The sequence below is a fragment of the Bordetella sp. MIP270_01_BMS genome, from assembly GCF_054958705.1.
Genome location: NZ_CM143297.1, coordinates 370,373 through 395,753, shown reverse-complemented (window position 1 = coordinate 395,753; position 25,381 = coordinate 370,373). Strand labels below are relative to the sequence as shown.

Sequence of the window (25,381 nt, the reverse complement as noted above, 5' to 3'; positions counted from 1 at the left end):
CGTCCATGCGCCGTTTTCTCGACACTTTGTACAGCACCGCCGGCATCCTGGCCGGCGTGTGCATGATAGGCGTGCTGGTATCGGTGCTGGCCGCCATTCTGGCGCGCCAGGTGGGCTGGAATATCCCGGGCACCGATGCCTACGCGGGCTATTTCATGGCCGCCGCGGGCTTTCTCGCGCTGGCCACCACGTTCAAGCACGGTGAGCACATCCGCGTCACGCTGTTGCTGAATTCGCTGGCGGCCCGCAATGGGCGCCGCCTTGATCTCTTCGCCTTGGCGATAGGCACGGTGCTGGCCGCGGCTTTCGCCTATTTCAGCATCAAGCTGGTGCACGATTCGCACCTTTATAACGATATCTCCACCGCCAACGACGCCACGCCGCTCTGGATTCCGCAGGTCGCCATGGGTGTGGGCACTGTTCTTTTCCTGGTGTCTCTAGTCGATGAACTGGTGCGCCGACTGCGTGGCATGCCCGCACCCTCTTCGCAGCAAACCCATGAATGAAGTCCTGGTAATTACTCTGCTGATCGTCTCGATCTTTGCCTTGCTGGGATGCGGCGTCTGGGTGGGGCTGACACTGGCCGGCACAGCCTGGATCGGCATGGAGATCTTCTCGAGCCGCCCCGCCGGCGATGCGATGGCTGTCACCATCTGGGGCGCTGCTTCGAGCTGGACACTGACCGCCCTGCCCTTGTTTCTGTGGATGGGCGAGATCCTGTTCCGCACGCGCCTTTCACAAGACCTGTTCAAGGGACTCGCCCCTTGGCTGAACCGTATGCCCGGGCGTCTGCTGCACACAAATGTCATCGGGTGCGCGATCTTCGCAGCGGTTTCCGGTTCATCCGCCGCGACCTGCGCCACCGTGGGCAAGATGACCATTCCCGAATTGAAGCGGCGCGGTTACCCGGAAGACAAGGTGCTGGGTTCGCTGTCGGGGGCCGGTACGCTGGGCCTGCTGATTCCGCCCTCGATCATCATGATCGTCTACGGCGTGGCGGCCGACGTGTCGATCGCCCGGATGTTCATCGCGGGCATCCTTCCCGGCATACTGCTCGCCGCGCTATTCATGGGCTACATCGCCCTCTGGGCCTTGCGCAACCCGACGAAGGTGCCCGCGGCCGACACGGAAATGAGCTTGCGCCAGAAGCTGTACCAGTCGCGCCATCTGATTCCCGTATTGCTGCTCATTGCAGCCGTGCTGGGCTCGATCTACGCAGGCATCGCGACGGCCACCGAAGCGGCTGCCATCGGCGTGGTGGGCGCCCTCGTGCTGTCGTTGATGCAGGGGTCGCTCACGCGGGCGTCTTTCATGCAGTCGCTGATGGGCGCCACCCGGCTGTACTGCATGATCGCCCTCATCCTGGCGGGCGCGCAATTCCTGACGCTCTCGATGGGCTACATCGGCCTGCCCCGTGCCTTGGCCGAATGGATCGGCAATCTCGGCCTGTCGCAGTTCTGGCTGATCATGGCCCTGATGGTGTTCTTCATTTTGCTGGGCTGCTTTCTCGACGGCATCTCGATCGTGGTGCTGACCATGGGTGTCCTGCTGCCCACTGTGCAGGCCGCGGGCATCGACCTGATCTGGTTCGGCATCTTCGTCGTGTTCGTCGTGGAAATGGCCCAGATCACCCCGCCCGTGGGCTTCAACCTGTTTGTGCTCTCAGGAATGACGGGGCGTGAATTGCCATACATCGCACGGGCCTCGCTGCCGATGTTCCTGCTGATGACGGTGGCCGTGCTGCTGTTGTACGGTCCCCGGTATCGCCACGTGGTTGCCCCAGCACATGCGCATGTAGTAGTGCAGTGAAACAGGCGCCGGCCCCTCTACAAGGGGCCGGCGCTCTTTTTGGCCCAGGCGGGGCAGCCTACCGATGCAACGCCTGATATCTGCAGGCACCGGTCACGAACCGGGCAGGCACCTGAAGCCGCAAGGACTCACCATGAAGAAAACCGCAATTGCAGTGCTGGCCCTCGGCGGGCTGGCATCCGCCGCCGCAGCGGCCCAGAGCCATGTCACGCTGTACGGTATTGCCGATATCAGCGTGCGCTACCTGAGCCGCGGCAGCCAGGACGATGGCAGCCGGTTCGGGCTGGCCAACGGCGCCATTTCGAACAGCCGATGGGGCCTGCGCGGCACCGAAGATCTGGGCGATGGCATGAAGGCGTTCTTCCGCCTGGAGAATGGGTTCAGCCTCCAGAACGGCAACGGCTCCAACCCCGACAAGACCTTCAGCCGGCTGGCCTACCTGGGGCTGGATGGCGGCGCAATAGGAACGCTGACCCTCGGCCTGCAGAACACCCCCATGTTCAATCTGCTGGCCGATTACTTCGATCCGCTTACCGTCGGCAACTATGATCAGAACGCCTGGCTACCCGCTGCAATGTCGCGCGTGCGCACCGGCAACATGGTCACCTACGCCAATACGCTGGGCGGACTTGCCCTGGTACTGTCGTACGCCAACGGCGAAGACTATGACGACCACAAGGTGGGCTCGCAATACGGTGCGTCGCTGCGCTACAACTTCGGACAGTTCGCCATCGGAGGCGCCTTCCAGCAGACGTACTCGGAGACGACGTCCGACGACCGTCAGCGTGTCTGGAACCTGAACGCGTCGTACCAGTTCGAAGCCACCAAGGTATTCGCCGGCTACTTCAATGGCCGCGACGAAACCGGTTTCGTCAACGCCGTGATGGGCAGCGCCCCCGCACCGGGCCTCGACCGCAAGGACCACGGCTACTTCGCCGGGGTCACCTGGCAGGCGACGCCCCGTTGGGCCATCACCGGTGCGGCCTATTACGATCGCAGCAAGAACGTGGTCGAATCCGGCGACAAGGGCAAGCGCTACGCGCTCGTGGGCGTGGCGGAATATTCGTTGTCCAGGCGCTCGCAGGTATACGCCACGGTCGATTACAACAAGGTCAAGGATGCCGCCAGCGAAGAGATCGATGGCGGCAGCAACCAGGTCGGTGCGGCAGTGGGCTTTCGCCACATCTTCTGAGGCATGCCGGACGCAGCGCGCCAGGCGCCCCCCGGATCTTAAAACACCGCCATGCGGCTGTTGAGCAGATCGGTCACGAGCATGTGGCCCGGCGCATGCGTGATGCAGAACTCCGGCCGCACGGCCGCCACCACCGACTGTGGGGTGACCCCGCATGCCCAGAACACGGGTATTTCATCCGGCCCGATCCGGACCGGGTCGCCGTAATCGGGCCGGCTGATATCCATAATGCCGATCAAGGCGGGATCACCCAGGTGCACCGGCGCGCCATGTACCGAAGGGAATCGCGACGTGACCTGTATGGCTCGTATGGCGTCGGCTGCCTTCAAGGGCCGCATCGACACCACCAGCGGTCCGTGGAAAGGACCGGCGGGCTCGGTGGGGATGGACGTCCGGTACATGGGCACGTTGCATCCCTGCTCGATATGCCGCACCGGAAGGCCGTTGTCGAGCATGGCCTCTTCGAAGGAGAACGAGCAGCCGATCAGGAACGCCACCAGGTCGTCGCGCCAAAGGTCGCGCACGTCGGTCGGCTCGGCGACCAGCTCACCATTGCGCCATACCCGGTAACGCGGAATATCGCTGCGCACGTCGATATCGTGGCCCAGCGCAGGTAATGAGGGATCGCCGGGCTCGGAAACGGCCAGCAACGGGCACGGCTTGGGGTTGCGTTGGCAAAAGCGCAGAAAATCGCCCGCCACATCGACGGGCAGTATCGCCAGATTGGCCTGCACATGGCCTGGCGCCAGATTGGCGGTGGGCCCGGTAAGCCGGCCGGTCCGCGCGTCAAGGCGTGCCTGATGGGCCGCCGTCAGGGGGTTGGAGGTTTTCATGAGCGTGTTCTCTGCGGCCTGCCCAGGCATGCCGCTCAGGTCGCCACTAGGGCTGCAACAGGTCTTCCAGCGCCATGCCGATCGACAGGATGCGGCGGTCAGTCCCATTGGGCCCGGCCACCATCAGCCCCACGGGCGCGGTGCCTGGCGCATGGCATGGCAGCGACACCGCGCAGCCATCGAGGAAGTTGATGAAAGTGGGATTGCGCAGAATGAGGCCGTTGGCGGCATAGTAGGCCTCGTCGCTGGCCGTGACCTCGGCCAAGGTCGGAGCGACCACCGGAACCGTGGGCAACAGCATGGCGTCATACCCGGCCATGCGATGCTCGACGGCGGCCACCCAGGCCTCGCGCGCATCGAGCAGGTCGATGTAGTCGGCCGCCGACATCTCGGCGCCGCGCCGGATGCGTGAGACCACACGTGGATCATAGCGATCGGCGGCGCGAGAAATCAGGTCACGGTGCCAGGCCCACGCCTCTGAAGCCGTGAATCCGCCTTTGGCGTTGATCGACGCCAGCTGGGCGAACTCCGGCATCTCGATTTCGTCGATACGCGCGCCAGCGGCGGACAGCCGCGACAGCGCCGCGGCGAAAGTCTCGCCTACGTGCGCATCCATACCGTCCATTACGAGCGTGGTGGGCACAGCCAACCGCAAGCCGTCAAGATGGGCCGGCTGGCCGTCGCTGAGCTCGTCGCCCGCCAGGATGGCGTCGAGGGTGGCGCAGCACCGCACCGACGCGGCCAGCGGGCCGATCGAATCCAGGCTGGCAGACAGCGGCAGCACGCCCGCCATGGAAACCCTCCAGGCGCTGGGCTTGAATCCAGCGAGGCCGCATAGCGCGGCCGGTATGCGCACCGAGCCGCCGGTATCGGACCCGATGGCGGCCAGCGCCATGCCATCGGTGACCGAAACCGCGGCTCCGGAAGACGAACCGCCGGGAATGCGGCCTTGGGCACGATCCCAGGGGTTGAGCGGCGTACCGTAGTGCGGATTGACGCCCAGCCCCGAGTACGCAAATTCGACCATATTGGTGCGGCCGATGATCACGGCGCCGGCCGCGATCAGCCGCTGCACCACGACTGCGTGTTCGTCGGCGGCCGGTTCGCCTTCACGGGCCACCGATCCCGCCATGGTGGTCTCGCCGGCGACGTCGAAAAGATCTTTGATGGAAATGGGCAGCCCGTCGATCGGAGAACGCGTCCAGCCGGCGGCGCGCAAGGCGTCGGAGGCCTGCGCCGCGGCGCGCGCCTGTTCGGCGTACAGCCGCGTATAGACCCGCGCGCCCTCCCCCGCCGGATCCTGCGCGCGCGCCAGCGCGGCTTCGGTCAACTCAACGGAACTGGTGCGGCCTTGCTGCAGGGCCGCGGCGGTATCGTTCAGGGTAGCAAGCATAGGGTCCTCGTGCCGCGGCGCGGCGTGCTGATCATGTGGGTGGGTGCCTGCGGGATGGCACGCGTCAGGCCACCTCAGGCAGTACGTCGACATCATAGCGGTGCCGCAGCACGCGCTGGCGGCGCAGGTCGGCGAGTTCCATGATGAACGTGGCCGACGGGCGTATGCCGCCGATGGCCGCGACCGTGCCGCAGGTCATGCCGGTGCCTTCGGCCAGCTCACCGCCCTGGGTGTACCCGGCGATCAGGTCGGCGGGCGTGCGCAGCGCGGCCAGCGTGCCCTCCTGGTACAGCACCTCGGCGCCGTTCTCGACGATATAGGCGCGCACCACCAGTTCGTCCCAGTACTCGGCCACGTCGGCCATGCGCCACGCCGTAGTGCCGACCGGCTTAGCGCAGACCTGCTTGGACAGCGCCACGCTGTGCGCCTCGAGCTTTCGGTCGGTGTGGTCGGACGCAATGCTGACGAACATTTCTCCATCGACCGCGAACACGAACGTCTCGACCTCGCCCGACGACGCATCGCCCACCACCTGAATGCGGGGCTCCTGGGTCAGCTGGTTGTCGGCAATGCGGTAATACAGCGGCACGCTGCTGGGACGCGGCACGCCCAGCGCGGCAAGCTCCTCGATATGGTGCTCGATGGCCGCGCGGTCTCGCCCGGCCCAACCGGCAACCACAAGTTGCCTGATATCGGTTTCGACGGTGCGCGCCGCACCGTCCGCTTCCACTTGAAATACAGCTTTCATGACGATTCCTGCATGAGATTCGTTAAAGAAGGCAACGCGCCATCAACTGAAGACGCGGGGCAACCACAAAGCCAGGTCGGGGAAGAAGGCCAGCAAGGCCAGCATCGCGAACATCGCCACCACGAACGGCAGGCTGCCCACGATGACGGCGCCCATGTTGCCGCTCTTGCGCAGGCTTTGAACCACAAACAGATTCAGCCCGACCGGCGGAGTGATCAGCGCGGCTTCCACCAGAATGATGATGACGATGCCGAGCCAGATTGGATCGAAACCCAGCGCAATCATGATGGGTGCCACGATGGGAATCGTGGTGATCATCATCGACAGCGTTTCCATGAAGCAGCCCAGCACCAGATAGAACACCACGACGATCAGCAGCATCCAGGCCGGTGACAGTCCCAGGCCGGTGATAGAGCGGGTCAGCGCATCGGTGATGCCAGTGGCCGAAAGCACGAAGTTCAGGAAGCTGGCGGCGATCACGATCAGCATGATCATGGCCGTGGATCGCATGGTGCCTTCGACCGCTTCTTTCAACATGCTCAGCGTCAACCGGCCGAAACACGCGGCCAGGATCAACGCGCCCAGCACACCCAGCGCAGCGGCCTCGGTTGGCGTGGCAAGACCGGCGTATATGGACCCCACCACCAGGAAGAAGATGCCCATGGGCGGAGCCAGATGGATGAGGCTCAGCAGTCGCTGGGCAGCCGTGGCGCTGATCTTCCGGCCGCCCCATTGAGGCTTGATCATGCACGCCACCACCACGGTCAGCATGAACAGCATGGCCAGGCCGAATCCGGGCAGTATGCCGGCCAGATACAGCTTGGGGACGGACGAATTGGTCAGCACGCCGTAAATCACGAGATTGATCGACGGCGGAATCAGGATGCCGAGCGTACCGCCGGCGGCCAGGCTGCCGAGGAACAGCGACTCGTTGTAGCCATAGTTCTTTATCTGCGGAATGGCCACGGTGCCTACTGTGGCGGCCGTCGCAACGCTCGAACCAGAGGTGGCCGAGAACAGCGTCGATGCCCCGATGTTCGCGTGCATGAGCCCGCCCGGCAACCAGGACAGCCACAGGCTCATGGCGCTGTACATGCGCTCGGCGAAGCCAGACCTCAGCAGTATCTCGCCCAGCATGATGAACAAGGGAATGGCCACCAACAGGAATTCGTTGTTGGTGCTCCAAGATATTTCGCCGATCGCCCGGGTAAGCGGCAGCATCGAAAACATCGGATCGAGGATGAGGCCGAGCACGCCCAGGGCAGCGCCCACCGGGATGGAGATGCCGATCAGCACCAGCAGCAGGATAAGGGAGGTGGAAATCATGTTGCGCCCCCGTTGACCATGCGTGCTCCGGCCGCGGCCTCTTCTTCGGCTTCCTCCAGAGTGGAACGCACGCCGCAGATCTGCTGGACCAGCTTCAGGTCGCCAGTCACCAGCGCGATGGATGCACGCACCAGCATCAGCGCCACAGTGAGGCACATCCACAGCAGACCCAGCGCCCACAGCCCCTGCGGAATCCATAGCGGCGTGGCCAAAGGCGTGTTGGCCGCCGAACTCTGGGCCCATGACGTCTGCGCCATCTCAAGGGCAAAGTAAGTGAGATAGACCATGAAGACGCCCAGCGCGACGAGCGATACCCAGTCCAGCACCGCCGCCACGCGCACGGGCAGGTGCTGATAGATCACGTCGACGCGCACGTTGGCGCGCTGCAGCGTGGCAAAAGCCAGCGCCCACGAGGTGCTGATCGCGAACGCGTAGCTCGAAAGCTCGTCCGCCCCGCCGGTCGTAAAGCCGAAGAATTTACGCGCCAGCACATCGAAAGAAATCAACAGCACGCTGGCCACGGTGAGCGCGCCGCCCACCCAGACCGCCACGCGCGAGAAGGACTCGGCCCGGCGCAGCAATGCGCCGAGGGTTCGGATTTGTTCAGGTCGGGTCATCAGTGTGTCTCCGTGGCCGCGCGCAGCGCTCCAGACCCCACTGGGCCCGAGCGGCGCGCGGCACTTTGCGACGGCTTACTTCTTGGCCTGCAGGCCCAGTTCCTTGCCGATGGTGGCGTTGAAATCCTGGACGCATTGCGCCGAGCAGCGCGCGGCCCACTTGGGCAGCACCGCGTCGTTGAGCACCTTCTTCAAGGTTTCGCGGTCGGCGTCGGTGGGTTGCACCAGCACCATCTTGCCCTTCACGGGATACGGGCAAGCCTCTGCACCGGTGTTGCAGTCATAACCCTCCTGGGTCTGCCGAGCCGCCGCGTCCCAGATGTCGTCGACCAGCTTGTCGATATTGGTCTGCAGGAAGCTCTGCACCTTCGGATCGAGCTTGTCCCACGCCTTCTGGTTGACGGCATGGATCTGCTGGTTCCAGTTGATCGGCAGCGCGTACAGGTGGGTAGAGACTTCGTACCACTTGGCCGAGTAGCCTGACAACGATCCGGTAATCGCGCAGTCGACCACCCTGTTCTGCAGTGCAGGCACCACTTCGCCGAAAGCCATGGTCACGCTGGCGCCCCCCAAGGCCTCTACGAACTCGGCCGTCGTGCGGCTGCTGGTGCGCACCTTCTTGCCTTTGATATCGGCCAGGCTCTTGATCTCGGCATTGCAGAAGAGCACTTGCGCCGGATAGGTGGAGATGCCCAGCAGCTTGACGTTGGCGCCGTCACCGTACACCTTGGCGTATACCGGTTCGAACGCCTCGGTCACCGCGCGAGCCGTCTTGACATCGGGCGCCAGGCCCGCCAGGTCGATGGCCTCATTGATGGGATTGTCGCTGGCGAAGTACGACAGTGTGGCGGTGCCGAACTCGATGACGCCTTGCGACATCAGGCGCAGCAGCTCCGGTCCCTTCAAGCCCATTTCGTTGAAGCCCTTGATGTCGGCGGTGACCTGGCCTTTCGAGAGCTCGGGCACGGTCTTGGTCCAGAAAGGCTTCTCGTAGTCGTTGTAGGCGGTCAGGTTGCTGAGTCCACCCACCACCTTGAGGTGGGTCTTGGGCAGGTCCTGCGCCTGGGCAGCTGCGCCCAGCAGCGCCGTGGCGGCGATGATCAAGGCCTTCTTCATGCGACTTCTCCTTGCAGGCGGGATTCGAACGCGCGCCGGGCCCCGTTGCCTGGTGGCGCGCTGCGGATAAACAGGGCCATCGGCCTTCAGGCGATGCAACCCCTGCCGGGCATTCCACCGGCCAGGGCTGCCCCTGTCCAATCGTAAGTTCGGATGCCAGGCTATAAAAAATTTTTAAGGCTCTTCGGGCGCCGCTCGGGATTCGGGAACGGAATCGGCGCAAATGCAGGCGCCATGCGGCTTTGCGGGCAAGCTGCCACAGAAACCGCAAATCAGCCGCAGCCGGGCGGAACAGCCGTGCGGCGCCCTGCCATCAGGGAAAGTCCTAGGCCCTGCGATCGCCTTACAGACTCGCCGACAGCGGCGTGAGCCGCCCGACCGCCGCCTGCTGGGCCAATTGGGCAATGGTGCGCGCCATATGGCTGTCGGCGCCCTGCACCCATGTTGCCGTGAAGGCCAGGTCCGGCAAGGGGTCCGCCTGCACGTTCAGCAGACGCAGTTCGCCGCTGGCGAGCTCCTTGTCCAGGAACACCGGCGAGATGACGCTGGTACCTATGCAATCCTGGGTCATGCGTACGACCATCGACAGAGACGCGCTGCCGTACATCCGCGGCTCGCGCACGCCCGCGCGGGTCAGCATGTCGCGCACCAGCTGATACGGACTGCTGCTTGAAGGATAGGTGATCACCGGCAGCGTGCCGATGCGCTGCAGCGTAAGGGGCTCGGGCCCCAACGCCAGCCGCGGGCTGGCGACCCACGCCAGCGGATACGCACACAAAGGCAGGTTCTCGAAACGGGGCTCGAGCAAAGGCCCCATCAGGAAAGCCAGGTCGATCTGCCGGGCCGTGAGCTGGGTGCGCAACACCGGCGTCGTGTCGACCTCGATCTGCAGCACCAGCGCCGGATACGCGGCGTGCAAATGTTCGACCAGTCGGGGCAGCCAGGTCTGCACGATGGTCTCGGCCACGCCTATGCGCATCGGGCCGCGCATCACGTTCTGTTCCCGCGCTGCCTGCAGCATGTCGCGCCGCAGTTGCAGCATGCGTTCCGCATGCGACAGGAGTTCAAGCCCCTTGGCCGTCAGCGTCACGCCGCGTGCATCGCGCTCGAACAGGCGTACGCCCAGGTCGCGCTCGAGCGAGGCGATGCGCTGCGACACTGCAGGCTGCGTGGTGCTGAGCTTTTCGGACGCGGCGCGAAAACTGCCCAGCGTCGCCACCCAGAAAAATGTTTCTATATTGCGCAGCTCTAGCGTCGCCTGGTCCCGTTTCGCGTCGATCAGCGTATCATGTGCACCGCCTAGCCGGGCAGGTGCAATCCTGCCCCACCCCACCAGGAGACCGCATGAACCGGGCTAACGCCGGGCCCGCTCCCGCCCCCGCGCCTTCCGCCACCCGCTCGCACTCGGCGCGCCCCGTGGTGGGCATCGTACTGTTGATCCTGTCCACGTGGGTACTTTCCTGCCTGGATGCCAGCGGCAAATGGGTCATGGAAGCCGGCGTCCCGCTGCTGTTGCTGTGCTGGGTACGCTATCTGGTACACCTGCTGCTGGTGCTGGCCCTGGTGCTGCCCCGGCGCGGCCTGGGGGTGCTGCGCAGTGTACGCCCTCGCGAACAGCTGTTGCGCGGCAGTTCCATGTTGCTGGCCACGCTGGCGTTCTTCACCACCCTGAGTTACATACCGCAGGCCGAGGCCACGGCCATCAACTTCCTGGCGCCGCTGCTGGTGCTGGCGCTCGCCCCCTGGGTGCTGAAAGAGCCGCCCCGCATATCGCGCTGGGTCGCTGCCGTGGTGGCATTTGGTGGCGTTCTGATCATCGTGCGGCCCGGGGGAGGCCTGCATCCCCTGGGTGTCGTATTCGGCCTGCTGACAGCCTGCTGTTTCGCGGCGCAATTCATCGCCACCCGCAGGGTGGCCCGCGACGATCCCTATACCTCGCTGATCTGGAGCGGCGCGGTGGGCACGCTATGCCTGACCCTGGCACTACCGTTGATCCTGCCTCCGGCCATGCCGGCGCTGGCCGAGCTCAGCCTGGCCAACTGGGTACTGCTGATATCCACCGGGGTATCGGGCGCCCTGGGGCATCTGCTGCAGATCGGCGCCTACCGCAATGCGCCGGCGTCGACATTGGCGCCATTCGTCTATTTGCAGATTGTCAGCGCCACCGCCGTGGGCTGGCTGGCCTGGGGGCACTTCCCGGACGGGCTGACATGGGTGGGCATAGGCATCATCTGCGCGAGCGGAATTGTCATCGGCATACTTGAATGGCGGCGCAGCCGCGCCGTCACACGCCAGGCCGCCTGAAACGCCGGCCGGCCTCCTCGGGGCATCAATCCGCGAGCCGGCCGCCCGCCAGTACCAGTTGCCGTCCGCACCGAGCCGCCAGCTGGGCATCATGGGTCACGAGCACCAGGGTGGTGCCATGCTCGCGGTGCAGGTCGAACATCAGGTCGATGACGGTGGCGCCGGTCGCGGCGTCCAGGCTGCCCGTGGGTTCGTCCGCGAACAGCAGGTCCGGCTGCACCACGAATGCGCGCGCCAGCGACACGCGCTGCTGCTCGCCGCCGGAGAGCGTGCGTGGATAATGATGCAGGCGTTCGCCCAGCCCAACGCGTTCGAGCATGGTCTGCGCCGGCTCGCGCGCCGGCTGTCCGGCCAGTTCCAGCGGCAGCATGACATTTTCCAGCGCTGTAAGATTGGGCAGCAGCTGGAACGACTGGAACACGAAGCCCACATGCCTGGCCCGCAACCTGGCCCGGCCGTCTTCGTCCAGCGAAAAAAGGTCCTGGCCGGCCAGCCTCACCGTGCCCGACGAAGGAACATCCAGCCCCGCCATCAGTCCCAGCAGAGTGGACTTGCCGGAACCCGAGCTGCCGGTGATCGCCATGGCGCTGCCGGCGGCCACCGTAAAATCGATACCTTCCAGTATCGAAAGCGTGCCGCCAGCGTCGGACACCTGCTTGCCCAGCCCAGCCACTTCGATCGAGACCTTGCTATCCATGCGTTTTTTCTTCCGTTTATGTGCCGCCGCCGCCATGGCCGCCGCGCTTGCCGTACCCGCCACCCAGGCTCAGACCGACGCCGGCACGCCCAGTTCCACATCCGGCACGTTGCTGGTGGTGGGAGACAGCCTGTCTGCCGAATACGGCCTCGCCCGGGGTACGGGCTGGGTGGCCCTGCTTGCCCAGCGGATGTCGCAACAATACCCCAACTACCAGATCGTGAATGCCAGCATCAGCGGCGACACCACCAGCGGCGGAGCCAGCCGGCTGCCGGCGCTGCTCGAGCGCCATCGGCCCACGGTGGTGGTGCTTGAACTGGGTGCGAACGACGCCTTGCGGGGCCTGTCTTTGACGATGACCGAACAGAACCTGCGCAACATGGCGCGGCAATCGCGCGAGGCCGGCGCCCGCGTACTGGTCGCGGGCATGCAGATCCCGCCCAACTACGGCCGGGACTATACCCAGCGATTCGCCGCCTTGTTTCCAGCCGTGGCACAGGCCGAGCAGGCCGAGCTGGTGCCCTTCCTGCTGGACGGCATGGCCACCGATCGCGCCATGTTCCAGGCAGATGGCATACACCCCAACGTACAGGCTCAGCCCGTCCTGCTGGAAAACGTATGGGCCGCATTGCGGCCCATACTGGAAAAACATCAACCTTCCGACTGATCCGTGCTCTGCAGCACGGCCGCCGCTTCGGGCAGAATCTTCACCTCGTACTGCTGGCGCAAGATCTTGAGCACGGCGGCATCTTCTGCCTGGCCCCACGCCGCGTCCAGCTGGCGCGCGAGCAGCTCGCGCGCTGAAGCGTCGGCCGACCCCGGCTCGACTTTTTCCAGGCGCACGACGACATAGTCGTTGCCATCGGCGACACTGGCGTAGGCCGGCAGGTTCTGCGCCGGCAGCTTCATGGCCGCTTCCAGCACGGCCTGCGACAGCTGTTGCGGCTGCTGGCGCGACACGACGGTGGGCTCATCAAAGCCATCGGGCAAGGTGGCCGCGTCGGCCTTCCAGCCCTCGACGGCAGCCGTGGCCGCCTGCTGCGCCGCCTCGGCCGCCCGCTCATCGGTCAAGCGCGCCCGTATGGTGTCAGTGACTTTCTCCAGGAGCGGCACCTGTTCAGGCTGCAACTGGCTCACCCGCACGGCCAGCATGGTATCGGGAGACAACTCGATGACGCCCGAATTCTGCTTGTCGCGCAGGACTTCCTGTGAAAACAGGGCCTGGCGCACACGCGGATTGTCGAGCAATGCGGCGTCCGGGCTCGAAATGGCGGCATCCGGGCCAGCCTCGTCGGCCGGCAACAAGCCTTCGCGCGTGATGCCCGACGCGGTGCGCAGCTTCAGGCCCAATGCATCGGCAGCGGGCTGCAGACTGTCGCGTACGTCGTACACCGTTTCGGTGAGCTTGGTGGCCATTTCGGCAAAGCGTTGCGCCGCCACCTGTTTGCGGATTTCGGCGGTGATCTCGTCGCGGACCTCGTCGAGCGCCTTGATGGCGGCGGGCTGAAGGTCGGTGACCATGATGATGTGCAGGCCCGAAGGGCTCTCGACCACCGCCGAGACCTCGCCCTTGCCCAGGCCGAATATGGTCTCTTCCAGCGGGCCGGCCAGCATGCCTCGCGCCAGCCAGCCGAGGTCGCCGCCCTTATCGGCGGACCCGGCGTCCTGAGAATTGGTGCGCGCCAGCTCGGCAAACTGGCCGGGATCGGCGGCCGCCTGCTGGGCCAGGGATTCGGCCTTGGCGCGCGCGGCCTGGCGCGCCTCTTCGGAGGCGCCGGCCGGCAATTCGATCATGATGTGGCTGGCGCGACGGCGCTCGGGTTGCCCGAAGCGCTGCTTGTTCTGCTCGTAATAGCCGGCGACGTCGGCATCGCTGACTTGAACGCCCTGCGTGGCGGCGGCCTCGTCAAGCACCAGGTACTCGGCGCTGACATGCTCGGGGACTCGCAACTGCTGCTTGTTGGCGTCGTACCAGGCCTGGATGTCCTGTTGCGACACCGACACCTGCGCGCGATAGTCGGCCGCCGCATAGCGCCGCACTTGCACGGTACGTTGCTGGGTCAGCGCGGATTCGAGCGAGGCGGTAACCGAATCGGGCACACTGGCCGATTGCGTCACGGGGTCGAGCACGCGGCCGACGGCCAGGTCGCGTCGCAAGCCGGCCTCGAACGATGTGGGGGTCATGCCCTGCGCGGCCAACACCTGGCGGTAACGCTCGGGCGAAAAGCGGCCGTTGTCCTGTACCTGCGGGATGGCGGCAATGGTGTTGCGCAAGGTGCCGTCGGAAACCGAGAAGCGGTTGTCCATCGCGACTTGCACCAGCAGCCTCTGGTCTATGAGCTGATTGAGCAGTTGCTCGCGCATGGCGGGCGTATCGATCAGGGCCGGATCGAACTGACTGCCCAGGCGCTGGCGGAACTGCTCGAGCTGGTTGCGGTGCGCCATGTCGAACTCGCCGCGCGTAATGGGCTGGCCGGCCACCGTAGCCAACTCGGGCTCTCGGCTCATGAAGCTGTCATAGCCCTGCATGCCCACCAGGAAAAACGACGGCACGATCAGGACCAGCAGTATGAACTGCATCCAACGACGGTGATTGCGTATTAGTTCGAACATGGATTCCCTGATTGCCGTACACGGAGCGCGACGCACCTGACGCCGCACCGCGAGAAAACGCATAAAAAAAGGCGAACCGATTCGCCCTCGCCAGGTGCCGGAATCGTACCTGGTCAGCCGCCGGAGTTTACCATTTTCGCCCTGCGCGCTACAGGCAGCGCGCCGCCGCGCGCAGCGGCCCGCGCCCGGCGCATCACGGTGCCGCTGGCTGGCGCCCCGGCCCGGCCAGCCCGGACCGCCTCGCAAGCGCGCGTACACCGGCTTGGCGCAGGATGCCCGACCCGCGCAAAGGGGTTATTCTTGCAGACTCGCGCCCGTCAACCCGCCCCCGTACACATGCCTTCGTTCTGGCCCTATCCTGCTCACATCGCCCACCGCGGCGGCGGCCACCTCGCCCCCGAAAATACCCTCGCCGCGATGCGCACCGGCGTGCGCCACGGGTTTCGCATGGTCGAATTCGACGTCAAGCTCAGTCACGACGAAGTCCCCTTCCTGATGCACGACGACACGCTGGACCGCACCACCGATGGCCACGGTCCTGCCGGCGCCCTGGCCTATGGGGAACTTGCGCGGCTGGATGCGGGAAGCTGGCACTCGCTTGCCTACACCGGCGAACCCGTCCCGACTTTCCGCTCGGTGGCCCGCTATGCCATCGCCAACGGCATCGCCTGCAATATTGAAATCAAGCCCAACCCCGGTCAGGAAGTCCTGACGGGCGCGACGATCGCCCTGGCCGCGCGCGAGCTGTGGCAGGCGGCCCAGCCCGCCCCGCTGCTGTCATCATTTTCCGAGGCCGCGCTGGCGGCGGCCCAGGCAGCCGCGCCCGAGCTGCCGCGTGCATTGCTGGTGGAGCACGTTCCGGCCGACTGGCAGCAGCGGCTGCAGCGCTACGATTGCGTGGCGCTGAACATCAATCATCGCGATGCCACCCGCGAACTCATCGAGGCGGTACACGACGCCGGCTACCGCATTGCCGCCTGGACCATCAATGACCCGGCACGCGCCCGGTTGCTGCTCTCCTGGGGCCTTGATGCCCTTTTCACCGACGCGCTGGCCGACATCGGCCCGCCCGCGTAAGCAGGATTACGATTTGTTCAGTTATCGACACGCCTTTCACGCCGGCAACCATGCCGACGTCCTCAAGCACGCCGTGCTGGTCCACGTTCTGGATTACCTCAACCGCAAAGACGCTCCCTATTGGGTCGTCGATACGCATGCGGGCGCGGGGCTCTACGCCCTGGACGGCGATTGGGCGTCCAAGAACGCCGAGTACGCCGACGGCATCGGCCGCTTGTGGCAACGCGACGATTTGCCGCCACTGTTGGCCGATTATGTTCAGCGGGTCCAGCATTACAACCCCGCTTCCCGCCTGCGCTATTACCCGGGATCGCCCTGGCTGACCCTGGACGCCCTGCGCCCGCGCGACCGTCTGCGCCTGTTCGAAATGCACCCCTCCGAATCGGAGGTGTTGATCAAGAACCTCGAGCAGCTCGACAAGACTGCATTGCGGCAGACCACCATTTATGGCACCGACGGCTTCGAAGGCATGAAAGCCCTGCTGCCGCCGCCCCCACGGCGCGGCCTGGTGCTCATCGACCCGTCGTATGAAGACAAGCAGGACTACAAGCGCGCGCTGAACGCCGTGAAAGAAGGCGTCAAGCGCTTTGCCACCGGCACCTACGCGGTCTGGTATCCCCAGGTGCAACGGCGCGAATCCAGTGAGCTGCCCAGACATCTGGAGAACTTGCCGGTGAAGAACTGGCTGCATGTATCGCTGACCGTGAAAAAGCCGTCGGGCGACGGCTTCGGACTGCATGGCAGCGGCATGTTCCTGGTGAATCCCCCCTGGACGCTGCACGGGGCGTTGCAACAGGCCATGCCCGTGCTCAAGCGTTTGCTGGCCCAGGATGACCGCGCCGGTTACACCTTGCAGCACCGCGCCGCCTGAGCAGGCGACGCGCCTGGCGCTCAGCGGCGCAGCAATGCGCCGCGCAGCCCCAGTATGACCAGCACGGCGAACAATCCCAGGCTCCACAGCGCATATTCGACTCCCAGCACTTCCACGCTGGCGTCCATGCAGCTGGCGTAGATGCCAAACAGCCAGGGCATGGCGGCATCCAGGCCCGAACCGCTCATGAAGCGGTCGGCGTAGGTCTGGTCGCAAGAGAACATGTGGGCCGCCACATCGTATTGGTACCACGCGGCCGCAATCCCGGTTGTGGCCAGCACCGCGCAGAGCGCCAGGCACAGCCGCGCGATGGCGGCCGCCCCAGCTCCCGCCAAGGCAACCAGGCCGATCACCAGAAAGATCAGGCGCTGGAGCACGCACCACGCGCAAGGCGGCATATTGAATACGTGTTGTGATACCAGCGCCACTCCGAGGGCGGTGAAACACAGGACGGCAATGATCAGCAGCTGGCGCTGGCGTGAAGAGGACATGGCTGGATCCGATGGGGGAAAGCCCGCCGGGCCGCTATGGGCCCGGCGCCGCGACGTAGGCACGATCAGGCGTCGTTGGACCTGTAACCCAGATTGAATTGCAACCCGCCGGCCGACTCTTCGTCGCTGGAACTGCTGCGGGACTGGCCCAGCCTTTCCAGGTATTCGGGGGTAATGTCGCCGGTGATGTACTGGCCGTCAAAGCACGACGCCTCGAAGCGGGTCAATGCCGGGTTGATGTCGGTGACCGACTGCTGCATATCCTGCAGGTCCTGGTAGATCAGCCCGTCAGCCCCGATAGTGCGGGCAATTTCCTCGTCGGACCGCCCGGTCGCGATAAGTTCGCTCTGGGTGGGCATGTCGATGCCGTACACGTTGGGGTAGCGCACCGGTGGCGCGGCCGACGCGAAATACACCTTATTGGCGCCAGCGGCCCGGGCCATGTCGACGATCTCTCGGCTGGTGGTGCCACGCACGATGGAATCATCGACCAACAGCACATTCTTGCCCTTGAACTCCACGCCGATGGCGTTGAGCTTCTGGCGCACCGATTTACGTCGTACCGCCTGGCCCGGCATGATGAACGTGCGGCCCACGTAACGATTCTTGATGAGCCCTTCGCGGTAATCGAGGTTGAGCCGCGCGGCCAGTTGCATGGCTGCCGGCCGCGACGAATCGGGAATGGGCATGACCACGTCGATATCGCCCAGGCGCATGTTGCGCGCGACCTTGTCGGCCAGGTATTCGCCCATGCGCAGGCGCGCTCCATAGACAGACACGCCATTGATCAGCGAGTCGGGACGCGCGAAATAGACGTATTCGAAGATGCAGGGAACCAACTGGGGATTTTCGGCACACTGACGGCTGTACAGGCGGCCGTCGAGGTCCACGAACACCGCTTCTCCGGGCTCGACGTCGCGAACAAAGGCAAAACCGCTGCCTTCGAGCGCAACGGACTCCGAGGCAGCCATCCATTCGACGCCCTCATCGGTTTCCTGGCGGCCAATGCAAAGCGGGCGAATGCCATGGGGATCGCGGAATGCCAACATGCCATAGCCTGAAATCTGCGCCACCACCGCATAGGCGCCGCGCACGCGCTTGTGAACGGCGGCCACGGCGCGGAAGATGGTGTCGTCGTCCAGCGAGACGCCGTTGGCGGCTGACTGCAGTTCGTGCGCCAGCACGTTCAGCAGGACTTCGGAATCGGAATTGGTGTTGATGTGGCGGCGATCGACCCGGTACAGCGATTCGCGCAATTCACGCCAGTTGGTCAGGTTGCCGTTGTGGGCGAAGGTGATGCCGAACGGCGCGTTCACATAGAACGGCTGCGATTCTTCCTCGCTCTGGCTGGAACCGGCGGTGGGATATCGCACATGGCCCACCCCGCTCGAGCCGGGCAACGAGCGCATGTTGCGCGTGCGGAATACATCGCGCACCAGGCCGTGAGCCTTGTACATATTGAAGTGGTTGCCCTGCGACGTGGCGATGCCGGCCGCGTCCTGGCCACGATGCTGCAGCAGCAGCAGACTATCGTAGAGCAGCTGGTTTACCGGCCCGCGCCCCACGACCCCGATGATTCCACACATGGTGATTTCCCGTTTAACGAAACTTAGTATGGCAGCCACGTCGCCAGCGACGGCGGCAGCCACAACTTGATATGCCTGACGGCCTCGGTGGCCGAATGCGAAAACATGGCGTCCTGCCACCAGGACTCCTGGGGCAGCGGCGTATATCCGCCCAACGCCACCAGCACAAGAACGAACAGCAGCCCGCGCGCCAGACCGAACAGGGCTCCCAGGCCATGATCGGCGGGCGTCAGCCCCGTGGTGCGAATAAGTGCGGCCAGCGTCATGTTGACCAGCCCCACACCCAGCAGCACCACTATGAACACTGCCGCGTAAGCCACGCCCATGCGCAGCATCGCGGTTTCAATATAGGTTTCCAGCCAGCCGTAAACGGTGGGCCCCCACCAGATTGCCGCCACGAAGGCCAGCACGAAGGCCAGCAGCGACAGCACCTCTTTCAGCAGGCCGCGCACCAGACCCAGCAGCGCCGACACCGCCAGGATCGCCAGGACGACGAAGTCGAAGCCGGTCACTGGCTGGCGATAAAGCCGTTGTCGTAGCCCAGCGTGCGCAGGCGCGCCTGGGCCGCCTGCGCCGCATCACGCGACGGGAACGGCCCGACGCGCAAGCGATATTGCTGCTTGCCGCTGACTGAAGCTTGCTCTACGAAGGCATTGGTGACTCCCGCCTGGTGCAGCTTGGTGCGACGCGACTGGGCGTCGGCCTGGTTGCTGTAGGACGCGATCTGCAGGACGAAGTTCCCCTTCGCGGCCGGCGCGCGCGTGGGCGGCGCGCTGGTCGTGCCGGGAGCCCGGCCCTCCAGCAACGCCAGGGCGCGGGCGCCATCGTCGTCACGCGGCGGCTTGGGTTGCGCCGGTGGCTTGGGCACCGCCGGAGGGGGCGCCGCGGACGGCTCGGATGCCGGAGCCTTTGCCGTGGCCGGCGGCTGGGGTGGCTGCGTGGCCAGGTCGGGCGGTGCGGGCGGGTCGGCAGGCGGCTGGGCAGCGGGCGGCGCGGCGGACGACTGCGCCGGCGACGACGTGCTGCCATTGGGCGTGCCCGCATCCGCCACGGCGGGCGGCGTGACCTGGGGCTGGTATGGCGTATTGCGGTCGGGAATGCGGATGGGGATGTCGTCGGCGACGGGTACGGGCTCGGAATCGAGCACCATGGGCAACACGATGACGGCTGCCAGTACCAATGCTACCGCCCCTGCCAGCCGACGCCGGGCGCGCGCACGGAGTTCCGCCGCCTGGGCTTCGCTCGAGACCGATGGACGCGGCCGGGTGGGCGATGCCTGCGAGGCGGAATCTTTGCGAGAAAACAATCCCATGGACAGGAATCCTTGACCTGGACGAGGCTGGCGCCTCGCCTGCCCGAGCCCTATGCTTTGCGGCCCAACGACTGCAAAACCGAGGCAACGGTGAGAAATGAGCCGAACACCACGATTCTATCACCCTCGCCCGCCCGTTCGCGGGCGGCAGCATAGGCGGCGGCCGGGTCGGCGTACGCTTGCACGGTAGGCGCGTCGGCGCCTGCCGGCGCCGCCTGGATGGCGGCGGACACGTGGCTGGCGAGCTCCGCACCCGATCCGCCGCGCGGGCCGGTCAGACCCGCGCAATACCAGTGGTCGACACGGCTGGCGAGCTTGGCGATCACCCCATCGACATCTTTATCGTTGAGCATGCCGACGACTGCATGCGTATACGGGTGAAAGCCCATGTTGTCGAGATTCTGCGCCAGCACGGCCGCGGCATGGGGATTGTGGGCCACGTCGAGAATCACGGCAGGCTGGCCTGGCAGAATCTGGAAGCGGCCCGGCAGCGAGGCCTGCAGCAAGCCGACGCGCACCGCCTGCTGAGGCACAGGCAGTCGGTCGCGCACCGATTCCAGCGCCGCCAGGGCAGCGGATGCATTGAGCAATTGATTGGCGCCACGCAGCGCCGGATAGGCCAAGGCGCTGCGGCGCTGCGCGCGCCCGCCATAAGCCCATTGCTGGCGGTCGCCCGAATAATTGAAGTCGAGGCCGAAGCGCCAGAGGTCGGCGCCGATGGCCTGGGCATGATCCAGGAGCGCCTGCGGCGGCTGCGGGTCACTGCAGACGGCCGGGCGCCCGGCACGGTAAATATGGGCCTTTTCCAGGCCGATCTGGTCACGCGTGTCGCCCAGGAAATCGGTGTGGTCGATGTCGACGCTGGTGATGATGGCGCAGTCGGCGTCCACGATATTGACGGCGTCGAGGCGGCCGCCCAGCCCGACTTCGAGCACTACCGCATCCAGCCTGGCCTGTGCAAACAATCGCAGGATGGCGAGCGTGGTGAACTCGAAGTAAGTGAGGGTGACTTCGCCCCGGGCCGCCTCGACGGCGGCGAACTGTTCGGTCAGTTGCGCATCCGTCGCCAGTTGCCCGTTGATGCGGGCGCGTTCGTTGAAATCGATGAGATGCGGCGAGGTGTAGAGCCCGACCCGATAACCGGCCGCCAGCAGTATCGCTTCTAGCATGGCGCAGGTAGAGCCCTTGCCATTGGTGCCGCCCACGACGAACTTCACGGCCTCCAGGTTCAGCGCCAGGCGGTCGGCGACCTGGCGGACTCGGTCGAGGCCCAGGTCGATGGCCTTGCCATGAATAGACTCGAGATACTGCAGCCACTGAGGCAATGGGGACGTGGCATCGAGACGGGCGGTGGACATGACAGCATACAAAAAGGGCAGAGGCGGCAGTTTAGCAGTCGAGCCCCGGCATCCCAGGGATAAACCCCGCGTCGTTACTGCCATCAGGGAAAATCCGCTTGCCACACAAATTCATATGTATAAAAATGAATTCATACTGACGAAAAACAGGAGCATCCCATGTCCGCGTCTCCCCGATGGCTGGTGCGCGAATCCGAGGTGCCCGGGTACCACCCCGCCAACCATACCGGCACGCTGAACCGGCGCCTGATCGGCGCCGAGAACGTAGGCGCCCGCCATGTCGAGGTCTTGCTGGGCGTCATCGAAAAGGGCCAGGGCGCCCTGCCCCATGCCCATCCCGGCATCGAGCAAGTCTGCTATCTGCTGGCCGGCACGGCGCGTGCCCAGGTCGGGGACGAGACCGCCGACCTCGTCGCCGGCGATTGCTGCTATTTCCCGCCCGATATCCCGCATGTGTTCACGGTGACCAGTGAACAGCCCGCACGCCTGCTGGTGATCTACACGCCCCCTTATGAAGAATCGCCCGACCGCGTCGTACGCGGCTTCACGGCGTCCACCGGCGCGCCCTGAGCGGCGCGGCGTTCTTTCCCAGGCGGCCGTCAGATGCCGTCCATATGAGGAGACTCACCCATGTTCCTACGCACACTGCGGGCCGCCGCCATGCTGGGCGCGGCGCTTTCCATGGCCGGCCCTGCCCTGGCCGCCTATCCCGACAAGCCCATCAGCCTGGTCGTCCCGTTTCCGGCAGGCTCAGGCACCGATGCCGTGGGCCGCATCTTCGCCGCCGAACTGGGCAATATCCTGGGCCAGCAAGTCGTCGTCGAAAACAAACCGGGCGCCAACGCAACCATCGCCGCGCATTATGTGGCGCGCGCCAAGCCAGACGGCTACACCCTGTTTGTCACCACCAACACATCGCACTCTGCGGCGCCCTTCCTGATGAAGAGCGTGCCCTACGACCCGGTCAAGGACTTCACCCCCATCGCGCGCGGCGGCAACCTGCCGTTCCTGTTGGTTGTGAACCCGAAACGGCCTTACAAGAGTGTCCAGGAACTGATCGACTACGCGCGCAAGAACCCTGGCCGCGTCACGTACGCCACGGGCAACAGCACCGGCATCGTGGCAGGTGGCACGCTGGCGCGCCGCGCTGACATCGATATCCTCCATGTTCCCTATAAAGGCACGCCACAGGCGCTGACCGACCTGGTGGGTGGCCAGGTCGACTTCATGTTCACCGACCTCGCCTCGGGCCTGCCCTTCGTGCAGTCCGGCCAGTTGCGAGCGCTCGCGGTGTCCACGGCCGATCGCAGCAGCATCGTGCCCGATCTGCCGTCCATGCGCGAGGCAGGCGTGGCCGATTTCGACCTCAACTCATGGAATGGCTACTTCGGACCAGCCGGCATGCCGCCGGAGATCGTGGCCCGGCTCAACGCCGCGATCAACAAGGTTGTGTCGGACCCTGAGGTCCGCAAGCGTCTGGCCGGGCTGGGCTTCGATGCCTTCAGCGGCACGCCGGAAAGTTTCGCCACATTCGTGTCCGAGCAAAGAGACCTGTGGGGCAAGCTGATCAAAGATGCAGGTATCCAGCCGCAATGACACCTGCTGTTGACAAGGCCGGTCCGCTGGCCGGCATACGCATCCTGGACCTGAGCACGATCGTGATGGGCCCCTATGCGACTCAGGTGCTCGCCGACCTGGGCGCGGATGTGATCAAGGTCGAGCCGCCGGCGGGAGACACGCTGCGCGCGGTCGGGCCCATGCGCAATACCGGCATGGGCCATCTGCACCTGCATCTGAATCGCAACAAGCGCTCTATCGTGCTCGACCTGAAAAGCGCGCAAGGGCGCGACGCCTGCCTGAAGCTGGCAGAAAGCTGTGATGCGCTGCTGTACAACATCCGACCCCAGGCCATGGCCAGGCTGGGACTGTCGTATGAAGCCGTCGCCGCGCACAACCCTCGCCTGGTCTATCTGGGCGCCTATGGATTTGGCGAGGCGGGCCCCTATGCCGGCCGCCCCGCTTACGACGATCTCATCCAGGGCCAGGCAGGTATTGCCGACCTGTACTTGCGCCAGGGTGGAGATGTGCCGCGCTACGCGCCGCTGACCCTGGCCGACCGGGCCGTGGGCCTGCACGTGGCCATCGCGCTGCTGGCGGCGGTGTTGCATGCGCGCGCCGGCGGGCGCGGTCAATCCGTAGAGATTCCCATGTTCGAAGGCATGGCCCACATGGTGCTGGGCGACCATCTCGGCGGCTACACTTTCGACCCGCCGCAAGGGCCCACGGGATATGCGCGCCTGCTGGCTTCGCATCGCCGTCCTTATGCCACCGCCGATGGCTATCTGTGCCTGCTGATATACAACGACAAGCACTGGCGCAATTTTTTCGCGCTGATAGGCCGCCCCGAACTTGAACATGACGCTCGCTTCAGCTCGCATACGGCGCGCGCCCGCCATATCGATGAGGCTTACGCTTTCGTCGCAGAGGTCATGCGAACCCGCAACAGTGCGGATTGGCTCGATGCCCTCGTGGGTGCGGACATCCCGGCCGCCCGCCTGTATTCGGTCGATGACTTGCTCGTGGACCCTCATCTGCAGGCAACGGGCTTTCTCAACACACTCGAGCATCCCACGGAAGGACGTCTGCGCACCCCCGCGCCGCTGGGGCGCTTTGCCGGCACCCCCACCTCAATCCGCCGCCCCGCACCGCGCCTGGGCGAGCACAGCAGGGAAATTCTGCGCGAGGCTGGCTGCACCGACGCCGAAATCGATGCCCTGATCGCCGCGCGCGCCACTCAAGAAGGAACCATTTGATGGATTTCGAGTTTTCTGCCGAACACCTGACGCTGCGCGACGCGATCACGCGCGTCTGCGAGCGCTTTCCCGACGACTACTGGCTCACGCGCGACCGTGAAGGCGGCTTTCCGCATGAGTTCCATGCCGCGTTGGCGTCGGACGGCTGGCTGGGCATCGCCATGCCGCCGGAATTCGGCGGCGCCGGCCTGGGCATGACCGAAGCGGCGCTGATGATGCAGACCATCGCTGCATCCGGCGCGGGTTTCGCCGGCGCGTCGGCTGTCCACATGAATATCTTCGGCCTCAATCCGGTCGTGGTGTTCGGCAGCGACGAACAGCGTCATCGCTGGCTCGAGCCGCTGATCGCGGGACGGGAGAAAGCCTGCTTCGCCGTGACTGAACCCGATGCCGGACTCGACACCACGAAACTGACCACCCTGGCACTGCGCCAGGGTGATGAATACGTGGTGCATGGCCGCAAAATCTGGATTTCGACGGCCCAGGTCGCCCAGAAGATGCTGTTGCTCGCGCGCACCACGCCACTGGCCGAGGTGTCCAAGCCCACTGAAGGACTTTCGCTCTTCTATACCGACCTGGACCGCAGCATGGTCGAGGTTCGCGAAATCGACAAAATGGGCCGCAAAGCAGTCGATTCGAACATGCTGTTCATCGATGGCCTGCGCATTCCGGTTGCCGACCGTATCGGCGAAGAAGGCCGCGGGTTCGAATATATTCTTCATGGGCTGAACCCCGAACGCATCCTGATCGCGGCGGAAGCGGTCGGCATCGGGCAGGCCGCGCTGGATCGCGCGGTCAAGTACGCCGGTGAACGCAGCGTATTCGGCCGGCCCATCGGACAGAACCAGGGCATACAGCATCCCCTGGCGCAAGCCTGGATGCAACTCGAGGCGGCCAACCTGATGGTGTACAAGGCGGCCAGCCTCTATGACCAGGGCCGTCCCTGCGGGCCTTATGCGAACAGCGCCAAGTATCTTGGCGCAGAGGCCGGGCACAACGCCTGCCAGACGGCGGTGCTGACCCTCGGCGGCATGGGCTATGCAAAGGAATATCACGTAGAGCGCCTGCTGCGCGAAAGCTACATCGCCCGCATTGCGCCCGTCAGCCCACAATTGATCCTGTGCTTCATTGCAGAAAAGGTGCTGGGCCTGCCCAAATCCTACTAGACGGCGCGCGGCGGTGCACCTCGTCCAACCCGCATTCAACCGGGCGGCGACACGCCGCC

Annotated in this window: 24 protein-coding genes and 1 pseudogene; 11 read left to right on the top strand and 14 right to left on the bottom strand. The window is 65.2% G+C overall.

The genetic code is table 11. The features are described 5' to 3' along the window. Positions 1–5 precede the first annotated feature (5 nt). From ACV17W_RS01915 to ACV17W_RS01905, 3 genes and pseudogenes are all read left to right on the top strand, one after another. On the top strand, positions 6–506 hold the full coding sequence (locus ACV17W_RS01915; protein ID WP_462594774.1) for a TRAP transporter small permease: 501 nt from the start codon (positions 6–8) through the stop codon (positions 504–506). Beyond that, positions 499–1,798: pseudogene (locus tag ACV17W_RS01910) on the top strand (TRAP transporter large permease). Before ACV17W_RS01915 ends, ACV17W_RS01910 begins: the two are co-directional and overlap by 8 nt. 144 nt (positions 1,799–1,942) lie before the next feature. After that, positions 1,943–3,001 (top strand): porin, encoded by a 1,059-nt coding sequence (locus tag ACV17W_RS01905; RefSeq protein ID WP_462594773.1) that lies wholly within the window; start codon positions 1,943–1,945, stop codon positions 2,999–3,001. A gap of 38 nt (positions 3,002–3,039) precedes the next feature. Here ACV17W_RS01905 and ACV17W_RS01900 read toward each other — a convergent pair whose 3' ends face one another. The 7 genes from ACV17W_RS01900 to ACV17W_RS01870 form a co-directional block, all read right to left on the bottom strand. Next, positions 3,040–3,834 (bottom strand): putative hydro-lyase, encoded by a 795-nt coding sequence (locus tag ACV17W_RS01900; RefSeq protein ID WP_462594772.1) that lies wholly within the window; start codon positions 3,832–3,834, stop codon positions 3,040–3,042. 46 nt (positions 3,835–3,880) lie between these two features. Then, positions 3,881–5,227 carry an amidase gene (locus tag ACV17W_RS01895; RefSeq protein WP_462594771.1) on the bottom strand — a complete coding sequence of 449 codons (1,347 nt, stop codon included), beginning with the start codon at positions 5,225–5,227 and terminating at the stop codon, positions 3,881–3,883. A 64-nt stretch (positions 5,228–5,291) separates the two neighbouring features. Next, complete coding sequence (locus ACV17W_RS01890) at positions 5,292–5,975, bottom strand: DUF2848 domain-containing protein (protein WP_462594770.1); 684 nt, start codon at positions 5,973–5,975, stop codon at positions 5,292–5,294. Positions 5,976–6,017: 42 nt separating this feature from the next. Further along, entirely contained in the window at positions 6,018–7,301 is a 1,284-nt protein-coding gene (locus ACV17W_RS01885) for a TRAP transporter large permease (RefSeq protein ID WP_462594769.1), read from the bottom strand. Then, positions 7,298–7,918, bottom strand: a complete 621-nt coding sequence (locus tag ACV17W_RS01880) for a TRAP transporter small permease subunit (protein WP_462594768.1) — start codon at positions 7,916–7,918, stop codon at positions 7,298–7,300. Before ACV17W_RS01880 ends, ACV17W_RS01885 begins: the two co-directional genes overlap by 4 nt. 75 nt (positions 7,919–7,993) lie before the next feature. Next, positions 7,994–9,034: a TRAP transporter substrate-binding protein gene (locus ACV17W_RS01875; protein ID WP_462594767.1), complete on the bottom strand. Its 1,041-nt coding sequence runs from the start codon at positions 9,032–9,034 to the stop codon at positions 7,994–7,996. 343 nt (positions 9,035–9,377) lie between these two features. Next, positions 9,378–10,313: a LysR family transcriptional regulator gene (locus ACV17W_RS01870; RefSeq protein ID WP_462596428.1), complete on the bottom strand. Its 936-nt coding sequence runs from the start codon at positions 10,311–10,313 to the stop codon at positions 9,378–9,380. Positions 10,314–10,378: 65 nt separating this feature from the next. Here ACV17W_RS01870 and ACV17W_RS01865 point away from each other — a divergent pair, with 65 nt between their 5' ends. Then, on the top strand, positions 10,379–11,338 hold the full coding sequence (locus ACV17W_RS01865) for a DMT family transporter (protein WP_462594766.1): 960 nt from the start codon (positions 10,379–10,381) through the stop codon (positions 11,336–11,338). A 25-nt stretch (positions 11,339–11,363) separates the two neighbouring features. Here the strand turns inward: ACV17W_RS01865 and ACV17W_RS01860 are convergent, their stop codons facing one another. Then, on the bottom strand, positions 11,364–12,035 hold the full coding sequence (locus ACV17W_RS01860; protein ID WP_462594765.1) for an ABC transporter ATP-binding protein: 672 nt from the start codon (positions 12,033–12,035) through the stop codon (positions 11,364–11,366). Between ACV17W_RS01860 and ACV17W_RS01855 the strand changes: the two genes are divergently transcribed. After that, on the top strand, positions 12,034–12,702 hold the full coding sequence (locus ACV17W_RS01855; protein WP_462594764.1) for an arylesterase: 669 nt from the start codon (positions 12,034–12,036) through the stop codon (positions 12,700–12,702). The genes ACV17W_RS01860 and ACV17W_RS01855 overlap by 2 nt on opposite strands. Here the strand turns inward: ACV17W_RS01855 and ACV17W_RS01850 are convergent. After that, positions 12,687–14,648, bottom strand: coding sequence for a SurA N-terminal domain-containing protein (locus ACV17W_RS01850; RefSeq protein ID WP_462594763.1), 1,962 nt, complete (start codon positions 14,646–14,648; stop codon positions 12,687–12,689). The two genes, ACV17W_RS01855 and ACV17W_RS01850, sit on opposite strands and share 16 nt — an antisense overlap. 336 nt (positions 14,649–14,984) lie before the next feature. Here ACV17W_RS01850 and ugpQ point away from each other — a divergent pair, with 336 nt between their 5' ends. Together ugpQ and ACV17W_RS01840 are read left to right on the top strand one after the other, a co-directional pair. Continuing rightward, positions 14,985–15,725, top strand: coding sequence for a glycerophosphodiester phosphodiesterase (ugpQ, locus tag ACV17W_RS01845; RefSeq protein WP_462596427.1), 741 nt, complete (start codon positions 14,985–14,987; stop codon positions 15,723–15,725). Between the two features lie 13 nt (positions 15,726–15,738). Further along, positions 15,739–16,596, top strand: coding sequence for a 23S rRNA (adenine(2030)-N(6))-methyltransferase RlmJ (locus tag ACV17W_RS01840; protein WP_462594762.1), 858 nt, complete (start codon positions 15,739–15,741; stop codon positions 16,594–16,596). Between the two features lie 20 nt (positions 16,597–16,616). Here the strand turns inward: ACV17W_RS01840 and ACV17W_RS01835 are convergent, their stop codons facing one another. From ACV17W_RS01835 to folC, 5 genes are all read right to left on the bottom strand, one after another. Further along, a complete protein-coding gene (locus ACV17W_RS01835) occupies positions 16,617–17,087 on the bottom strand; it encodes a disulfide bond formation protein B (protein ID WP_462594761.1) in 471 nt (156 codons plus the stop codon). A 65-nt stretch (positions 17,088–17,152) separates the two neighbouring features. Beyond that, positions 17,153–18,673: an amidophosphoribosyltransferase gene (gene purF, locus ACV17W_RS01830; RefSeq protein ID WP_462594760.1), complete on the bottom strand. Its 1,521-nt coding sequence runs from the start codon at positions 18,671–18,673 to the stop codon at positions 17,153–17,155. 23 nt (positions 18,674–18,696) lie between these two features. Next, the gene (locus tag ACV17W_RS01825; protein WP_462594759.1) at positions 18,697–19,185 is read right to left on the bottom strand and encodes a CvpA family protein; all 489 of its coding nucleotides are present in this window, start codon (positions 19,183–19,185) and stop codon (positions 18,697–18,699) included. Then, positions 19,182–19,985, bottom strand: a complete 804-nt coding sequence (locus tag ACV17W_RS01820; protein ID WP_462594758.1) for an SPOR domain-containing protein — start codon at positions 19,983–19,985, stop codon at positions 19,182–19,184. The genes ACV17W_RS01825 and ACV17W_RS01820 overlap by 4 nt, the downstream gene beginning before the upstream one ends. Positions 19,986–20,035: 50 nt before the next feature. Then, on the bottom strand, positions 20,036–21,343 hold the full coding sequence (gene folC / locus ACV17W_RS01815) for a bifunctional tetrahydrofolate synthase/dihydrofolate synthase (protein ID WP_462594757.1): 1,308 nt from the start codon (positions 21,341–21,343) through the stop codon (positions 20,036–20,038). 159 nt (positions 21,344–21,502) lie between these two features. On the opposite strand from folC, the gene ACV17W_RS01810 reads away from it, so the two are divergent. Genes ACV17W_RS01810 through ACV17W_RS01795 form a run of 4 tightly spaced genes read left to right on the top strand, consistent with a single transcriptional unit; the run spans position 21,503 to position 25,322 of the window. Continuing rightward, entirely contained in the window at positions 21,503–21,913 is a 411-nt protein-coding gene (locus ACV17W_RS01810; protein ID WP_462594756.1) for a cupin domain-containing protein, read from the top strand. Between the two features lie 60 nt (positions 21,914–21,973). Further along, on the top strand, positions 21,974–22,939 hold the full coding sequence (locus tag ACV17W_RS01805) for a Bug family tripartite tricarboxylate transporter substrate binding protein (RefSeq protein ID WP_462594755.1): 966 nt from the start codon (positions 21,974–21,976) through the stop codon (positions 22,937–22,939). Continuing rightward, positions 22,936–24,156, top strand: a complete 1,221-nt coding sequence (locus ACV17W_RS01800; RefSeq protein WP_462594754.1) for a CaiB/BaiF CoA transferase family protein — start codon at positions 22,936–22,938, stop codon at positions 24,154–24,156. The genes ACV17W_RS01805 and ACV17W_RS01800 overlap by 4 nt, the downstream gene beginning before the upstream one ends. Then, positions 24,156–25,322: an acyl-CoA dehydrogenase family protein gene (locus ACV17W_RS01795; protein WP_462594753.1), complete on the top strand. Its 1,167-nt coding sequence runs from the start codon at positions 24,156–24,158 to the stop codon at positions 25,320–25,322. Before ACV17W_RS01800 ends, ACV17W_RS01795 begins: the two co-directional genes overlap by 1 nt. Positions 25,323–25,381: the final 59 nt, after the last annotated feature.

Excerpts from the sequence above, each read along its gene's own strand:
- ACV17W_RS01890 (WP_462594770.1), bottom strand. The coding sequence starts at position 5,975 with ATGAAAGCTGTATTTCAAGTGGAAGCGGACGGTGCGGCGCGCACCGTC.
- ACV17W_RS01865 (WP_462594766.1), top strand. The coding sequence starts at position 10,379 with ATGAACCGGGCTAACGCCGGGCCCGCTCCCGCCCCCGCGCCTTCCGCC.
- ACV17W_RS01850 (WP_462594763.1), bottom strand. The coding sequence starts at position 14,648 with ATGTTCGAACTAATACGCAATCACCGTCGTTGGATGCAGTTCATACTG.
- ACV17W_RS01885 (WP_462594769.1), bottom strand. The coding sequence starts at position 7,301 with ATGATTTCCACCTCCCTTATCCTGCTGCTGGTGCTGATCGGCATCTCC.
- purF (WP_462594760.1), bottom strand. The coding sequence starts at position 18,673 with ATGTGTGGAATCATCGGGGTCGTGGGGCGCGGGCCGGTAAACCAGCTG.
- ACV17W_RS01800 (WP_462594754.1), top strand. The coding sequence starts at position 22,936 with ATGACACCTGCTGTTGACAAGGCCGGTCCGCTGGCCGGCATACGCATC.
- ACV17W_RS01875 (WP_462594767.1), bottom strand. The coding sequence starts at position 9,034 with ATGAAGAAGGCCTTGATCATCGCCGCCACGGCGCTGCTGGGCGCAGCT.
- ACV17W_RS01895 (WP_462594771.1), bottom strand. The coding sequence starts at position 5,227 with ATGCTTGCTACCCTGAACGATACCGCCGCGGCCCTGCAGCAAGGCCGC.
- folC (WP_462594757.1), bottom strand. The coding sequence starts at position 21,343 with ATGTCCACCGCCCGTCTCGATGCCACGTCCCCATTGCCTCAGTGGCTG.
- ACV17W_RS01795 (WP_462594753.1), top strand. The coding sequence starts at position 24,156 with ATGGATTTCGAGTTTTCTGCCGAACACCTGACGCTGCGCGACGCGATC.
- ACV17W_RS01915 (WP_462594774.1), top strand. The coding sequence starts at position 6 with ATGCGCCGTTTTCTCGACACTTTGTACAGCACCGCCGGCATCCTGGCC.
- ACV17W_RS01855 (WP_462594764.1), top strand. The coding sequence starts at position 12,034 with ATGCGTTTTTTCTTCCGTTTATGTGCCGCCGCCGCCATGGCCGCCGCG.
- ugpQ (WP_462596427.1), top strand. The coding sequence starts at position 14,985 with ATGCCTTCGTTCTGGCCCTATCCTGCTCACATCGCCCACCGCGGCGGC.
- ACV17W_RS01835 (WP_462594761.1), bottom strand. The coding sequence starts at position 17,087 with ATGTCCTCTTCACGCCAGCGCCAGCTGCTGATCATTGCCGTCCTGTGT.
- ACV17W_RS01880 (WP_462594768.1), bottom strand. The coding sequence starts at position 7,918 with ATGACCCGACCTGAACAAATCCGAACCCTCGGCGCATTGCTGCGCCGG.
- ACV17W_RS01905 (WP_462594773.1), top strand. The coding sequence starts at position 1,943 with ATGAAGAAAACCGCAATTGCAGTGCTGGCCCTCGGCGGGCTGGCATCC.
- ACV17W_RS01810 (WP_462594756.1), top strand. The coding sequence starts at position 21,503 with ATGTCCGCGTCTCCCCGATGGCTGGTGCGCGAATCCGAGGTGCCCGGG.
- ACV17W_RS01860 (WP_462594765.1), bottom strand. The coding sequence starts at position 12,035 with ATGGATAGCAAGGTCTCGATCGAAGTGGCTGGGCTGGGCAAGCAGGTG.
- ACV17W_RS01900 (WP_462594772.1), bottom strand. The coding sequence starts at position 3,834 with ATGAAAACCTCCAACCCCCTGACGGCGGCCCATCAGGCACGCCTTGAC.
- ACV17W_RS01805 (WP_462594755.1), top strand. The coding sequence starts at position 21,974 with ATGTTCCTACGCACACTGCGGGCCGCCGCCATGCTGGGCGCGGCGCTT.
- ACV17W_RS01820 (WP_462594758.1), bottom strand. The coding sequence starts at position 19,985 with ATGGGATTGTTTTCTCGCAAAGATTCCGCCTCGCAGGCATCGCCCACC.